Here is a 13,369-nt window from a genome sequence, read left to right as displayed (position 1 = left end):
CAGGCATTTTGCCGGCAGCACGTCATAGGCAAGGCCTGGTTGGTATCATTCAAGCATTACAAACCCAGTAAAGAATGCGTTTGTGTCCAGTGTGGAGCTGTTTTTCGTTCCAGGGATGATGAATCCATGTGCCCGGCATGCCGCAGGATATTGGGGCTGTTATGATCATCAAAATCAAGAAATGCCGAGTCTGTGGTTGCCTGTTCTGTGGTCTGCTTGCATGCCCTAAAGGGTGCAAAAAAACACTTCCGAATATCTATGGCGAATACGATGTTCCGGTTGAAGTTCCAGATCGGCCACATTGCCCGTTCGATTGCGTCAAGTGCGATCAGGCGTTTAGGACGGGCTCTATGCAGGGAGTTGATTGATGGCCGGCACCGACAAAATCATAGATATCAGCTCGAGCTACCCGGGCGGCAAAGGCGGGGCTGGGGTTTATCAGAGGATCATCAACCTGATGCCTCCCCATGACACCTATATTGAAACACACCGTGGTAGCGGGGCAATCATGAGATATAAACGGCCAGCCAAAACAAACATCGGAATTGACATCGATCCGGATGTCCTTCGGTCATGGAACTGCCTTCCGGAAGGTATCGCCAAAAATGCGGTGGGGTCCCGGGCAATCACATCCGGATCCGGTCACCCCGGGACCGGCGATGCGGTACCGGAGGCCTTCACCATGGTATGTGACGATGCGACCAGGTTCTTAAAGCAAAAACTGAGGATGAATGAGCTTGACGGAAATGTCCTGGTCTATGCCGATCCCCCATACCTGCTTGAAACCCGGAAAGGCGGCCGACTCTATAAATATGAATACACCCGGGAACAGCACATCGAACTTTTAAAAACCCTAAAAATCCTGCCCTGCATGGTGATGATCTCCGGGTACTGGTCATCGCTATATCAGGAAATGCTCCCAGGGTGGAACACCTATTCTTTTGAGGCCCAGACCCGGCAGGGCACGGCAACGGAATGGATTTGGTTCAATTACCCGGTCCCGGAAAAACTCCACGATTACTCCTACCTGGGGGAGACTTTTCGGGACCGGGAGAGGATCAAGCGGAAAAGGGATCGCTGGGTCAATCGCCTGGCCCGGACCCCTATCCTGGAAAGAAACGCTATTTTCCAGGCCCTGAACAAAACCATGGAATCCTGCAGGCCCGTCGAAAATGGTGATGGCTGCAGGGACCATCAAAAACAGCGATACATCCGGAGGAATTAATGAACAACAAATCTACTTTAAAAGCAATATCATCCCATCAGCCATGGGCATCCATGCTCGTACTCGGACACAAACCGGTAGAGAACCGGCCCAAGCCCTGGAACCACCGGGGACCGGTTCTGATTCACGCCTCCCTGACCTTCGACAATGACGGAGCTGACTGGATCATCGAAAACTTCCCGCACCTGGAAAAGCCGGTCCTGGATTCCAAGGATCTGCGCGGCGGGATCGTCGGCAAGGTGAACATGGTGGACTGCGTGACCGAGCATACCTCACCATGGTTTTGCGGCCCCAAAGGCTATGTTTTTGAGGATCCGGAAACCGTGACTTTTCATCCTTACAAAGGGCAGCAAGGAGTTTTCAATGTCCCGTGGCCGCCCCCTGCCCTGATCCCGGACCGGCAATGGTACATCGATCAGTTCAAAGGCGAAGAATGCCAGTGCGGAGCCGAAAAAAAAGCCAGGAATGCTTTTTGTCTCGGTTGTTATAAGGCCCTTCCGGCCAGGTACAAACAGGCCCTGTGGTCGAGATTCGGAGAAGGTTTTGAACAGGCTTATGATGATGCCGTGAAGTGGCTGAATGGATAAAGGAGAGGGCATGAATCACATCGAAGAGGCAGAAATCCTGATTGAAAAACTCGGGAAGGCCCAAGCCGCATTCTCTTTTAAAGAGGGTGATTATGAGGAGAGTGAGGTTCTCTTTAGACTGAAAGCCATCGAGGGGATGCTGATCATGGCCAGTAACGATGCCAAGATCTTGTTGAAGTTCTGGTTGAAGGAGCAGGCGCAAATCGAATTAAAGGACCTGGCTTACTTAGAAATGGTTCAGTCGAACATGGCAGAGAAGAATCAGACCACCATCGATTCCATGTTTTGCCTTGAGTGTAATTTAGAATTGGATTTTGCCCAGAACACTTGCAAATTCTGTGACTTTGAATTCTGCCCATTTTAAAGGAGGCAACCGTGTTCCTTCTCAATATGTTCGACTTCATGCTGGACGGTGATCAATACACCGGGAATTTTATGGGCAAGTGGTACCGGCAGACAAAATACAATCAACTTATCTGGGCGCACAATTGCCCGGATAATATCGAGTGTCAGATCATTTTAAAAAGGAGGATCGCTTAATTATGGAGTGTTCATGCACGGTATATTGTGATTTGGATTCTGACATCGACTATCATTGTAAACCTTTCATTAAGAATGATTCCCATAAATCACCGAGAGAAAGAGATTGTGATGAGTGTCGAGAAGTTATTGCTCCTGGAGAACCTCATTTTTGCGAAACTTACCGGTCATATCCAGAATTAGAACTTGATCGGTATCGGAGATGCAGCGATTGCACCCAGATCGCAACCGTATTTTTCAACGACTATTTTATCGGAGAGATATGGGAATCCCTTAAAGATGCCATCCTGGACGGAGAGATCGGCGTGTCAGAATCTTGTCTGGTCGGCCTTTCCAAAAACAACATGGAACGGGTCTGTGAAATCATTGAAAGGTTATGGCGGCATCAGGAGGATGACGATGCTGAATAAACAAGGCCCTTTAAAAAGGAGGATCGCTTAATTATGGAGTGTTCATGCGAAGTGGATTGTTCAGTTGACTGCGATTTGGATTATAAAATTTTAATCGACAAGCGGACCCACCAAGCATCGAGAGAATGTGAATGCTCAGAATGTGGGGGTTCCATCATGCCAGGGGAAACCCATTTTTTCAGAGTGGATACGTATGAACCTGACTGGCAACTCTCTCGGTATCGGCAATGCGAAGATTGCGGCCAAATAGTAGAAGTCTTCTTCACTGATTATTACCTATGCTGCATTTGGGAATACTTGAAGAACGCGATCTTGGACGGAGAGATCGGAGTGTCTGAATCCTGCCTGGTTGGGCTTTCAAAAAAAAACCTGGCAAAGGTGTGTGAAATCATTGAAAGGGCGTGGTTGTCCCAGGAGGAATATGAAGCTAAATAAACAAGGCCCCGGAAAAATAGACTACTGCGACTTCACCTATAATCCAATCTCCGGCCGGTGCCAGCACAACTGCCCTTACTGCTACATGCAGGGCTTCTGGAAGCGCTACCCTGCCATGGCAGAACTCCAGATCAAAGAGAAGCACCTGCAGTCGAATTTTCCCAAGAAACCGGCTGTCATCTTCACGGGATCCAGCACCGATATGTTTGGCGATTGGGTCCCCGATGAATGGATCCAGAGAGTCCTGGATAAGGTCAGGGAGAATCCACGCCATACATTTTTGTTCCTCACCAAAAATCCGGAAAGATATGCAGACTTCAGTTTGATGGGGCTAAACAATTGCTGGTTCGGCACAACGGTTGACGGTACAGAGAGAACGGCGGACAACCGCCATAAGCTTGTATGGGCCACCAGTGCCTATTGCGGGATAAACCGGTTCTTATCATTTGAACCTTTGCTTGGCCCGGTTGAATCAGACCTATTTGGCATCAAGTGGATCATCATTGGAGCCAATTCAAACCGGGGCGCAAAAAAAACACCAATGGAATGGGCATACACCCTATTCAAAACTGCCAAAAATAAGGGTGCCAAGGTCTGGGTAAAAGATAATTACGGATATCCGGAAAGGATAAAGGAGTTTCCAAAATGAAATTTTTATGGATCGTGTTTTTGCTCTCACTGATTTTGTACATTTGGGTCAATTACCCATTGTTTGATCAATGGGTCTTTGGTTTCCCGGAAATCATCTGCTTTTAGGAGGAGGGATGATGCCCAGATACGCAGAAAACACCGGCGTCAGCGTGGAAAAATCCAAAGCCGAGATAGAGAAGACCTTGCAGAGGTACGGGGCCGATCAGTTTATCTCGGGCTGGGACCAGGCCCAGGCCATGATCGGATTCACAATGAGCGGCCGGCAGATCAAATTCACCCTTCCTCTTCCTGACAAATCTGACTCAGATTTTACAGAAACACCAACCGGAAAGGAGAGATCAGAGGCAGCCGCCCTTAAAGAATGGGAAAAAGCCTGTCGCCAGAGATGGAGAGCCCTGGCCCTGGTCATTAAAGCGAAGCTGGAGGCCGTGGAGGTCGGAATTACGACAATAGAAGATGAATTCATGGCCCATATCATGCTCCCGGACGGATCCACGGTTGGGGACTATATGGCCCCCCAGATCCAGGTGGCATATGAAAAACGGACGATGCCGAATCTTTTACCGTGGGCTGAAAAAGCAACTTAACTCTGTATAAAGCTGACTTAAAACAAATCAAAGATAATGAAATGACTCAAAGCCAAATTGAAATAAACTGCAAGAGAAAACCGAGAATAAGAAAAACTGCACCTATGAGAACTTTCGAAGTAGGTCGATTCTTTAACATTGGATCATATGGCCTTGGTTTAAAGACACGCTTTTCCTTTGATAGTCCTTGTGGGGATATCCTTATCGGCAAAGAGCAGAAGAATAAAATTGATACTCCAACAAAATTCAAAGTCAACCCAACGGTGTTGAGAAATCTTGGCGAAATTAAAAACATATCAATCGGACATGGATTCATTTTTTATGTTCATGACACAATGAATTCCAAAATTCTTCATAGGTCATTATTTCTTCGTGGTTCGATCTCCAATGGGCATCAATCCCTTCCCAGCCTCTACCTCGAAATATTTTACGACAGCCTGGTACTGAACATTTCCTCGGCCTGTCAGTTGGGATATCTTCTCTGCAGCATAAACAGTTTTGCATGTATTGTCTCCTTTTTATTTGGGAATATAAACGGGGTACTCATGATGGGTGGCTTTCTGTCAAGCCCCCCTCCTGAAAAAGTGAAGGCACCTAAAAATATAGAAACAAATGGCCCCGGGGTCGGGAAACCACCGGGGCCTGCAATCAGGGCCCCTTTCCGGTAAAAAAGGAGACCGTAAACATAAGATAAACGATTGAATTTATATTGTAAAGGAAATTTTTACGAGAGGTTTTCTTAAATGAACTGGCAAACAGAAGAACTTTTAAAAAAGGCAGAGGATATTGTTTCTGATGATACGGTTTTCACTGAAGATCAGAGCAATAAACTTAAGGAAATGGTCAGTTTAATTAAAGCGGCCATTGAAAATGAAAGTAACACTATCAATCCCTTTCAAAATCATTAATCAAAAGGATACGCCCAGGAGTTAAGATTGACCGAACAGTCCTCTCATATGATTGACTTTCATACCCTTGCTAAGGTATTGAAGGTCGAGGAGCGAACTCTGCAAAAGACCTGGAAAGATTATCCGAAGGTTTTTGTAGCCGAGGGCAGGAATCTAAAATCGGCTCGCTTTATTATAGAGGACATTTTTGCGTTCTTGATTGACAGGGACTATTCTCAAAAGGAAAAGGATGCCATCCAAAGACAAAAGGCTCAACTGCTGGGCCGGGATAGTCAAGAAGGTTATAAAGGGGGAAGAGTTCAGTCGCCTCCTGGAATTCAAGCATTGGAAGCAAATCAGTCCGGAATCCTTTCAATACAGGAAGGTAAAAAGAGGCTTCAAGACAAAAACTGCGGCCTCGGCATGGGAGGAGGATCACTGGAAGGAGATCGAGGAGACCCAGGTTCATCCGCCGAAGAAGAAGACCCCTTTAACCTTCTCGAAGGCATCGACTCCATATCTTAAACAGGTTCGAACCCGCTGCAAAAACCACAATACCTTTCGATATAAAAAAGCCATGATCAAAAATTTACTGGGCTTCTGGCGTAAGGATCTGCCCCTCCCTATAACGACGCTGGATATAGAAGAATATCTCGATAACTTATATGATACCAAGGGCGGGAAAAAAGCAAACCGGGAACTGCGAGAGCTGAACACGCTATTTCTGTGGATGCTGAATAGAAAACTCATTTTCGACAATCCAATGACCCCCATCGAAAAATATGCGGACGATCCATTTGAAAAGTATGTGCCGCCAAAGGAGCATATTCTTACAGCCCTCAAAGTAGCAAACGGGTTTGAAAAGGATCTGATTCGGACATTTTATCATTCCCTGGCCCGGTCTGTGGAGATCCGTCGCCTCAAAGTGGCGGACTGTGACTTCTCCAACAGGATAGTATGGTTTTCCACGAGGAAAAGAAAGGGAGGGTCCATGGACAGGACCAGCCTGGAGATGAATAATAGTCTCTATGAAATTCTTTATCGCCGGAGCAAAATTGCAAAAAGTGACTATGTTTTCCCCGGGAATAACGGGGGGCAGTTGCCAAAAACAACATTGGATAAAATCCTGCCCAGGATATTCAGAACCATCAACTTCACAAAAGACAAGGCCGGAAGATGGAGGCCGAGGCCAGAGGAAAGGCAGATCAAACCTTTTGGTTTTCATTCGATCAGGCACCACGTAGCCGCCCATCTGTTTTTAAATTGCGGGTATTCAGTTGCTGATATGCAAAAAATCCTCCGGCACAAGAGAGCCTCCACCACGGATACCTATCTCAAATCAATCATCAACATGAATTTGGCTAAAGGACTGAGCGCCCTGGATCAGGACAACTTTGAAACCATAGAAAGACCGACTCAGAACACTGGCAAATTGATCGGTTATCCGGAGTCAATATGAAGGCCTCAAGGTGTGACCTTTTGTGTGACCTTTTACAAGATTTTAAGGCACGAACCGGAATGGTCGGGCAGGAAGAAGGCAATCAAAACGCCTGTAAAATAAGGAATCCTGAAAACAGCCTGGAATGCCGGATGATACACAACTCGCCTGCTAAGCGAGTGTACGGGGAAACCTGTACCGAGAGTTCGAATCTCTCCTTCTCCGCCACAAAAAAGCTATACGGGCTGAAATCAATTCAGGATTTCAGCCCGTATTTTATTCCAAGTCTGTACTTTTCTAAAAAACGCTCTTTTTCCGGTGTCCCTTAGACCCCACGAAAAAGAAAAAAACAAACAGATACGCCCGGGAAAAACTCAGATCCCTTTTTAAAGATCTTGCATTGATCCGGGCTATGCTTATATTAATTCAGCCCCACTTGATAAATTCATACAGTGAGAAAAAATGCAAAACTCAAATATAACAGACCCCATCATACCGCCCATGGTAAGTGATCCCGATCTCAAAAATTACCGGTGCCCTCACTGTGGAAAATTTCTTTTTAAAGGGATCGTAGAAAGACTGAACATGGTTTGTCATCATTGCCAGAAATTGATCAGCGCCGATAGCAAAGATCTGCTGGAAGCGAACGAATAAAATCGGTGGTTTTGCTTTCTGATTCCGCTGCAGGCCATTTTCAAAAAATCAGGTTTGGAAATGGCGGCAATGGCCTGGTAATCATTCCTTTTTCCCTGTTAGGCGAGTGTACGGGAAAACCTGTGCCAAGGGTTGGAACCTCTCCTTCTCCGCCATCAATAGAAATACGGGCTGAAACCGGATTCGGGTTTCAGCCCACTTTTGTTCTTAAACAAAATCCATGAAGATCAAAATGGCCGCAGTTAAAATCCCATATGAACAGCTGAGCCCTGAAGCCCTTCAGGGTGTCATTGAAGAATTTGTCACCCGGGACGGCACTGATTATGGAGAAAAAGAGGTCCTGCTGGAGACTAAAATCGCCCAGGTCCTTCACCAGCTCCAATCGGGCAAGGCTGTTCTAATTTTTGACCCGGTATCCGGGACCTGCAACATCTTAAGAAGCAGTGATCCTGTTTTAAAGGATATCCCATGAGCATCCCCCTTGAACCGGATAAAAAAGCTTTTATTGCCCTGAAAACCGCAAGGATGCCCTTTGGGAAATACAAGGGGCTGCGCATGGTTGATCTTCCGGAGACCTACCTGGTCTGGTTTTCCCAAAAAGGATTCCCCGAGGGAAGACTCGGGGAACTCCTGCGGACCGTCTATGAAATCAAAAGAAACGGACTTGAAACCCTTTTCAGATAAATCGACTTTGATTTTCCGTCCTGAAAATCTAAAATCAGGTGCCCTCCGGCAGGAAAAAGATTAAAAAGACCAGGCCAGGGTACCCATGAGGATGTCTATTCCGTCGTTGGGATTTTCAATGCCGGCATTGGAATAATGCATATACCGCATATTCAGGTCAAAGGCTTTGATCTTGATCCCGACACCGATCCTGTCCTCAAACTGGAAATGGGAACTCAGGTCCCGGTTGTTGATTTTATATTCGTCAATATAGGCCACCCCGATTCCAGCTTCCACATAGGGAAGGACCGTGGGGTTGCCCGTTTCAAAATAATAGGCAAATACAGGAGAGATAGCCCCGCCGTTTACATCATCGCCCCCATGGCTCCAGTGATTATAGGAAAGCTCAAAATAGCCGGACAGAAAGCCGGTTTCATTTTCAAACCATTGGGCTGAGAAATCCCTTGTAAACCCGATCCGGTAGACGTCGATACCGCCGTTTCCCTCCCCGTATCCCAGGGAGATACCATAGGGGTCTGCCAACACGTTTGAAGCAACCAAAAGACAAAAGGCCAGAGCCAAGACAATTTTTTTCATAACTACCTTCTTTATTTTTAATTCATCATCATGAAATAAGATTAGGGTTAGATACCTCATTTTCCGATAAAAATAAACAGAAAATAGATGTGCAGAAATAAGGGAGTTATCTGGTTTTTATGCAATCCTGGGGTTGACATAAAATAGAAGGAAGTTTATATCCTTCTAAAATTTACCCCATGGAGAATGAAAGATTTCGCCAGAATTACCGGCATAAAATAATATGGATGCAAAACAAGCAGTTAAAGAAAAAAAGCAGGAATTCTTAAAACAATGGTTCAAGGCAACCATTGAAACCTATCCCCAGGAAAGCGCTAGAATCCTGGGCAAAGACGCGGACCGCTTTGACAATCCTGTAGGGGCGGTCACCCGGGAAACCCTGGAAAAGGTCCTGGATCTCTTGTCGGACCAGGCAAGCCGGGAAACCCTGGAAAAGGCCCTGGATCCTCTGATCCGTATCCGGGCGGTCCAGGCTTTTTCAGCAGCCGATGCCGTCAGTTTTATCTTTGCCTTGAAAACAATCGGTGACACCCTCATTGAACCGGACCAATTAATCGATTTCTACCGGATGGTGGACGATATCGCCCTGGCCGGTTTCAATAAACTCCTGAAATGCAAAGAAGAAATATTCCTTTTAAAGGCCACTGAAAGCAAAAGACGCATTCACAGGGCCTTTGAAAGGGCAGGTTTAGTAGCCGAGCTCAAGGAAGAGGATCTTCTGGGCTCATATAAATCTTAACATGTATGACAAAATGTAAGGTTTGTCATACGTAACGATGAGGTGGTTAACATTATGAATCAAAAGTACTTGGTCCCCCTTGCAGCTGTTTTTCTGCTTTTTCTAGTGGCATACACTGGGGTAGAGGGAGCAGGGCTTCAATGGTTCTTCGGGATTGTAATTCCCTATCTGGCGGTGATAGCCTTCCTGGCAGGCTTTGTTAAAAAAGTGCTGGGCTGGGCATCCTCTGCTGTACCGTTCAGGATCCCCACGACCTGCGGGCAACAGAAGTCATTACCCTGGATCAAACAGAACACCATTGACAACCCTGACACTTCCGGCGGCGTGTTCATCCGCATGCTCCTGGAGATCTTTGCCTTCAGGTCCCTGTTCAGGAACACCAAAGCAGCTTTCGGCCGGAATGCATCCAATCGGCTCACCTATTCCTGGGAAATTTTTCTCTGGGCAGGTGCCCTTGCATTCCATTATGCGTTCCTGGTGGTTCTGCTCAGGCATTTCAGATTTTTCACATCCCCGGTTCCCTCCTGCCTTCAATGGCTGGAATACTTTGACGGTATTGTCCAGATCGGCCTTCCCGGACTTTTTCTGTCCGGCGCAGTTCTTCTGGGAGCCGCACTTTTCCTGCTGGCCAGAAGGGTTCTTGACGCAAAGGTCAATTATATTTCCCAGGCCGCAGACTACTTCCCGCTGTTCCTGATCATCGCCATTGCCGGTACAGGGATTGCCATGCGGTATTTTACAAAAGTGGATATCATCGGCATCAAGTCCCTGACCATGGGGCTTGTGACCTTTTCGCCCGTTATTCCCGAAGGCGTCGGGGGGCTTTTCTACGCTCATCTGTTCCTGGTTTCCGTTCTTTTTGCTTACTTTCCCCTAAGCAAGCTCATGCACATGGGCGGCATCTTCCTGAGTCCCACGAGGAATATGGCCAACAATACCCGTGCCGTAAGACATGTGAACCCCTGGAACTATGACGTGCCGACCCATACCTATGAACAGTATGAGGATCACTTCAGAGAGAAAATGATTGAAGCGGGCCTCCCAGTGGATAAGAAGGAGTAACCAATGGCTGACGAACTAAAACCGGATGAACTGTTAGATAAGATAGATTTCAGCCCCAGATCTCCGGCAGAGCCGGGCAACTGGCTGGATACCACCAAATCCGTCCAGATCCGGCCGGGCATGTACTGCTACGCGGCCAAGGCGGAAAGTGTGGAGACCTTGGGTCTTCCCAATGCCAGGGAATGGAACCCCATCGAGGAAGACTGGAAACTGCCGGACAACTGGCAGCAGATCCTCCATGAAGGAATCAAAGAGCGCCTGGAAAAATTCAGGACCTTTAAGGTCTTCATGGACGTCTGCGTCCGCTGCGGAGCCTGCGCCGACAAATGCCACTTCTTTCTGGGTACAGGAGATCCCAAGAACATGCCTGTCCTCAGGGCCGAACTCCTGAGATCGGTCTACAGGAACGATTTCACCACGGCCGGGAAAATCCTCCAGAAGATTCCGGGAGGCCAGCGTCTGAACGGAGCCCGCCCCCTGACCATGGATGTACTCAAAGAATGGTGGTACTATTTTTTCCAGTGTACGGAATGCCGCCGCTGTTCGGTTTTCTGTCCCTACGGCATCGACACTGCTGAAATCACCATCATGGGACGGGAACTGCTCAACCTTTTGGGCCTCAACATCGACTGGATCGCCACCCCGGTGTCCAACTGCTACCAGACCGGGAACCACCTGGGCATTCAGCCCCATGCCTTCAAGGACATGCTCGAGTTCTTTGTGGAAGACATCGAGGAGATCACCGGCGTGGACTGTACCCCCCAGTTCCAGAAAAAAGGGGCCGACATCCTTTTTATCACCCCTTCCGGAGACGTATTTGCCGACCCCGGCACCTACACCTGTCAGGGGTATCTTATCCTGTTCAAGTACCTCAAGGATAAGTACGGTCTGGATGTGACCTGGTCCACCTACGCCTCCGAGGGAGGAAACTTCGGTTTCTTCACCTCCCATGAGACCATGAAGCGGCTCAACGCCAAGATGTACATGGAAGCCAAACGCTTAGGCGTCAAATGGATTCTGGGCGGGGAATGCGGCCACATGTGGCGGGTCATCCACCAGTACATGGATACCATGAACGGCCCTGCCGACTTTTTGGAAGAACCGGTCAGCCCCATTACCGGCACCAAATTTGAAAACGCCAAATCCACCAAGATGGTCCATATCACCGAATTTACGGCCGACCTGATCAAGCACGGCAAACTGGAACTGGACAAGAGCCGGAACTCCAATAGGGTCATGACCTTCCACGACTCCTGCAACCCGTCCAGGGGCATGGGTCTTCTGGACGAACCCAGGTACGTAATCCAGAACGTATGCGACAACTTCTATGAGATGCCGCCCAACACCATCCGGGAGCAGACCTTCTGCTGCGGTTCAGGCGCAGGCCTCAATGCCGGCGAAAACATTGAACTGAGGATGGCAGGGGCCCTTCCCCGGGCCACGGCACTCAAGCATGTCCATGAAAAATACGGGGTCAACACCCTGGGAACCATCTGTGCCATTGACCGGGCCGCCCTTTCCACACTCTGCGAATACTGGGTACCCGAGGTTGAGGTGGCCGGTGTCCACGAGCTGGTGGGCAACGCCTTGATTCTCCCGGGTGAAAAGGAAAGAACCGAGGACCTGAGGATGGAACCCTTACCCGGATGCGAGGAGGAGGAATAAGATGAATAAGAACACAATTGTTGTCGGACTTGTGATATTTGTCCTGGCCGTACTCTCTCCCTTCTGGTTCAATCTCGTGACAGAGACGGCTGCGGCTCCGGAGCCCGAACTTCTGGGCAAGGCCAAGACCGAGAAAAAATGCGTTTTAAGCAAATATGAGATGCGGGCCAACCATATGTCCCTTCTGGATGAATGGCGGGACTCCGTGGTCAGGGATGCAGACAGAAAATACACGGGAGCCAACGGCCACACCTTTAACATGAGCCTTTCCACAGGGGAAAATTCCTGCCTGGGCTGCCATGAAGACAAGGCCAAATTCTGTGATTCCTGCCACACCTACGCATCCGTGCGCCCCTATTGCTGGGACTGTCACACAAACCCCAAGGAGATTGAATGATGAAAAAGAGCAGAAGAAGCTTTCTAAAAGTAGCGGGAATTGCTGCCATGGGATTGGGTGCTGCTCCGGCAATGAACTTTGCTGCATCTGATTCTCACGGCCCGGCCCATGCCGTTAAGAGCAAGAATGAAGAGGCCCTCCATGCCGGCCGCTGGGGCATGGTGATCGATACCAACAAATTGAACGAGGAAGTGGCTGAAGCGGCCAGGGAAGCCTGCCATTTAGCCCATAACGTACCCGACTTCGCCCATGAGGTGGACGAGGAAAAATATCCCGGCATCCGTCCGGCCAAGCAGACCCAGGAGATCAAGTGGATATGGGAGGAACATTTCCACAATGCCTTCCCGGACAAGGAAGATGAGTTTCTGGCTGAAAAATTCCAGCACCTGCCCTTTCTGGTCACCTGCAACCACTGCAAGAATGCCCCCTGTGTCCAGGCATGCCCCACCCAGGCGACATTCAAGCGGGAAGACGGCATCGTGATCATGGACTTTCACCGCTGCATCGGGTGCCGGTTCTGCATGGCTGCCTGCCCCTTTGGATCCAGAAGCTTTAACTTCAGGGATCCCAGGCCCTTTATCGCGGAGACCAACCCCACCTTCCCCACAAGAACCAAGGGTGTGGTGGAAAAATGCAATCTCTGTGCAGAGCGGCTGGCCCAAGGGGAGCAACCCTATTGCGTCGAGGCCTCTGAGGGAGCCATTGTGGTTGGGGACCTGGAAGATCCTGAATCCGAGGTTCGGGCACTTCTGGCTGAAAATTATACAATCAGACGTAAACAGTCCCTGGGCACCGAGCCCTCTGTTTACTACATCGTTTAAGAGAGGCGAGT

General features: G+C 48.6%; 18 protein-coding genes and 1 tRNA gene. 18 read left to right on the top strand and 1 reads right to left on the bottom strand.

Annotated elements, in window-relative coordinates; all coding sequences use genetic code 11:
• Positions 1-367: 367 nt before the first annotated feature.
• The 13 genes from F608_RS37005 to F608_RS0122020 all read left to right on the top strand — a co-directional run bounded on the left by F608_RS37005 (position 368) and on the right by F608_RS0122020 (position 8,098).
• The gene (locus F608_RS37005; protein WP_022667883.1) at positions 368-1,225 is read left to right on the top strand and encodes a DNA adenine methylase; all 858 of its coding nucleotides are present in this window, start codon (positions 368-370) and stop codon (positions 1,223-1,225) included.
• A complete protein-coding gene (locus F608_RS35240; protein WP_022667882.1) occupies positions 1,225-1,812 on the top strand; it encodes an ASCH domain-containing protein in 588 nt (195 codons plus the stop codon). Before F608_RS37005 ends, F608_RS35240 begins: the two co-directional genes overlap by 1 nt.
• Before the next feature lie 10 nt (positions 1,813-1,822).
• On the top strand, positions 1,823-2,176 hold the full coding sequence (locus F608_RS0122085) for a hypothetical protein (protein WP_022667881.1): 354 nt from the start codon (positions 1,823-1,825) through the stop codon (positions 2,174-2,176).
• Between the two features lie 11 nt (positions 2,177-2,187).
• Positions 2,188-2,352 (top strand): hypothetical protein, encoded by a 165-nt coding sequence (locus F608_RS36310; RefSeq protein ID WP_022667880.1) that lies wholly within the window; start codon positions 2,188-2,190, stop codon positions 2,350-2,352.
• A gap of 831 nt (positions 2,353-3,183) precedes the next feature.
• Positions 3,184-3,846, top strand: coding sequence for a DUF5131 family protein (locus F608_RS35235; RefSeq protein ID WP_022667877.1), 663 nt, complete (start codon positions 3,184-3,186; stop codon positions 3,844-3,846).
• 115 nt (positions 3,847-3,961) lie between these two features.
• Positions 3,962-4,435: a hypothetical protein gene (locus F608_RS0122055; RefSeq protein WP_022667875.1), complete on the top strand. Its 474-nt coding sequence runs from the start codon at positions 3,962-3,964 to the stop codon at positions 4,433-4,435.
• Positions 4,436-4,476: 41 nt separating this feature from the next.
• Positions 4,477-5,103 (top strand): hypothetical protein, encoded by a 627-nt coding sequence (locus F608_RS0122050; protein WP_022667874.1) that lies wholly within the window; start codon positions 4,477-4,479, stop codon positions 5,101-5,103.
• 75 nt (positions 5,104-5,178) lie between these two features.
• Positions 5,179-5,343 (top strand): hypothetical protein, encoded by a 165-nt coding sequence (locus F608_RS36305; protein ID WP_022667873.1) that lies wholly within the window; start codon positions 5,179-5,181, stop codon positions 5,341-5,343.
• A gap of 27 nt (positions 5,344-5,370) precedes the next feature.
• Positions 5,371-5,847 (top strand): hypothetical protein, encoded by a 477-nt coding sequence (locus tag F608_RS36520; protein ID WP_161626888.1) that lies wholly within the window; start codon positions 5,371-5,373, stop codon positions 5,845-5,847.
• A gap of 52 nt (positions 5,848-5,899) precedes the next feature.
• On the top strand, positions 5,900-6,781 hold the full coding sequence (locus F608_RS0122035) for a tyrosine-type recombinase/integrase (RefSeq protein WP_027363017.1): 882 nt from the start codon (positions 5,900-5,902) through the stop codon (positions 6,779-6,781).
• Between the two features lie 71 nt (positions 6,782-6,852).
• Positions 6,853-6,988: transfer RNA gene (locus F608_RS36300), tRNA-OTHER, on the top strand.
• A 646-nt stretch (positions 6,989-7,634) separates the two neighbouring features.
• A complete protein-coding gene (locus F608_RS0122025) occupies positions 7,635-7,886 on the top strand; it encodes a YheU family protein (protein ID WP_022667869.1) in 252 nt (83 codons plus the stop codon).
• Positions 7,883-8,098 (top strand): DUF3820 family protein, encoded by a 216-nt coding sequence (locus tag F608_RS0122020; protein ID WP_022667868.1) that lies wholly within the window; start codon positions 7,883-7,885, stop codon positions 8,096-8,098. Before F608_RS0122025 ends, F608_RS0122020 begins: the two co-directional genes overlap by 4 nt.
• A 60-nt stretch (positions 8,099-8,158) precedes the next feature.
• On the opposite strand, the gene F608_RS0122015 is transcribed toward F608_RS0122020, so the two are convergent.
• Complete coding sequence (locus F608_RS0122015) at positions 8,159-8,674, bottom strand: acyloxyacyl hydrolase (RefSeq protein WP_022667867.1); 516 nt, start codon at positions 8,672-8,674, stop codon at positions 8,159-8,161.
• A 223-nt stretch (positions 8,675-8,897) separates the two neighbouring features.
• Here F608_RS0122015 and F608_RS0122005 point away from each other — a divergent pair, with 223 nt between their 5' ends.
• The 5 genes from F608_RS0122005 to dsrO are packed head-to-tail and all read left to right on the top strand — an operon-like array spanning position 8,898 to position 13,358.
• Entirely contained in the window at positions 8,898-9,413 is a 516-nt protein-coding gene (locus tag F608_RS0122005; protein WP_022667866.1) for an RsbRD N-terminal domain-containing protein, read from the top strand.
• Positions 9,414-9,467: 54 nt separating this feature from the next.
• On the top strand, positions 9,468-10,475 hold the full coding sequence (gene dsrM, locus F608_RS0122000; protein WP_022667865.1) for a sulfate reduction electron transfer complex DsrMKJOP subunit DsrM: 1,008 nt from the start codon (positions 9,468-9,470) through the stop codon (positions 10,473-10,475).
• Positions 10,476-10,478: 3 nt separating this feature from the next.
• Positions 10,479-12,140: a sulfate reduction electron transfer complex DsrMKJOP subunit DsrK gene (gene dsrK, locus F608_RS0121995; RefSeq protein ID WP_022667864.1), complete on the top strand. Its 1,662-nt coding sequence runs from the start codon at positions 10,479-10,481 to the stop codon at positions 12,138-12,140.
• A 1-nt stretch (position 12,141) separates the two neighbouring features.
• Positions 12,142-12,537, top strand: a complete 396-nt coding sequence (gene dsrJ / locus F608_RS0121990) for a sulfate reduction electron transfer complex DsrMKJOP subunit DsrJ (protein ID WP_022667863.1) — start codon at positions 12,142-12,144, stop codon at positions 12,535-12,537.
• Positions 12,534-13,358, top strand: coding sequence for a sulfate reduction electron transfer complex DsrMKJOP subunit DsrO (gene dsrO / locus F608_RS0121985; RefSeq protein ID WP_022667862.1), 825 nt, complete (start codon positions 12,534-12,536; stop codon positions 13,356-13,358). Before dsrJ ends, dsrO begins: the two co-directional genes overlap by 4 nt.
• Positions 13,359-13,369: the final 11 nt, after the last annotated feature.

It is taken from the genome of Desulfospira joergensenii DSM 10085 (genome assembly GCF_000420085.1).
In the GTDB taxonomy this organism is placed as follows: Bacteria; Desulfobacterota; Desulfobacteria; order Desulfobacterales; family Desulfobacteraceae; genus Desulfospira; species Desulfospira joergensenii.
This window is presented reverse-complemented; position numbering and strand designations above follow the sequence as displayed.

Excerpts from the sequence above, each read along its gene's own strand:
- F608_RS37005 (WP_022667883.1), top strand. The coding sequence starts at position 368 with ATGGCCGGCACCGACAAAATCATAGATATCAGCTCGAGCTACCCGGGC.
- F608_RS35240 (WP_022667882.1), top strand. The coding sequence starts at position 1,225 with ATGAACAACAAATCTACTTTAAAAGCAATATCATCCCATCAGCCATGG.
- F608_RS0122085 (WP_022667881.1), top strand. The coding sequence starts at position 1,823 with ATGAATCACATCGAAGAGGCAGAAATCCTGATTGAAAAACTCGGGAAG.
- F608_RS35235 (WP_022667877.1), top strand. The coding sequence starts at position 3,184 with ATGAAGCTAAATAAACAAGGCCCCGGAAAAATAGACTACTGCGACTTC.
- F608_RS0122055 (WP_022667875.1), top strand. The coding sequence starts at position 3,962 with ATGATGCCCAGATACGCAGAAAACACCGGCGTCAGCGTGGAAAAATCC.
- F608_RS0122050 (WP_022667874.1), top strand. The coding sequence starts at position 4,477 with ATGACTCAAAGCCAAATTGAAATAAACTGCAAGAGAAAACCGAGAATA.
- F608_RS36305 (WP_022667873.1), top strand. The coding sequence starts at position 5,179 with ATGAACTGGCAAACAGAAGAACTTTTAAAAAAGGCAGAGGATATTGTT.
- F608_RS0122035 (WP_027363017.1), top strand. The coding sequence starts at position 5,900 with ATGATCAAAAATTTACTGGGCTTCTGGCGTAAGGATCTGCCCCTCCCT.
- F608_RS0122025 (WP_022667869.1), top strand. The coding sequence starts at position 7,635 with ATGAAGATCAAAATGGCCGCAGTTAAAATCCCATATGAACAGCTGAGC.
- F608_RS0122020 (WP_022667868.1), top strand. The coding sequence starts at position 7,883 with ATGAGCATCCCCCTTGAACCGGATAAAAAAGCTTTTATTGCCCTGAAA.
- F608_RS0122015 (WP_022667867.1), bottom strand. The coding sequence starts at position 8,674 with ATGAAAAAAATTGTCTTGGCTCTGGCCTTTTGTCTTTTGGTTGCTTCA.
- F608_RS0122005 (WP_022667866.1), top strand. The coding sequence starts at position 8,898 with ATGGATGCAAAACAAGCAGTTAAAGAAAAAAAGCAGGAATTCTTAAAA.
- dsrM (WP_022667865.1), top strand. The coding sequence starts at position 9,468 with ATGAATCAAAAGTACTTGGTCCCCCTTGCAGCTGTTTTTCTGCTTTTT.
- dsrK (WP_022667864.1), top strand. The coding sequence starts at position 10,479 with ATGGCTGACGAACTAAAACCGGATGAACTGTTAGATAAGATAGATTTC.
- dsrJ (WP_022667863.1), top strand. The coding sequence starts at position 12,142 with ATGAATAAGAACACAATTGTTGTCGGACTTGTGATATTTGTCCTGGCC.
- dsrO (WP_022667862.1), top strand. The coding sequence starts at position 12,534 with ATGATGAAAAAGAGCAGAAGAAGCTTTCTAAAAGTAGCGGGAATTGCT.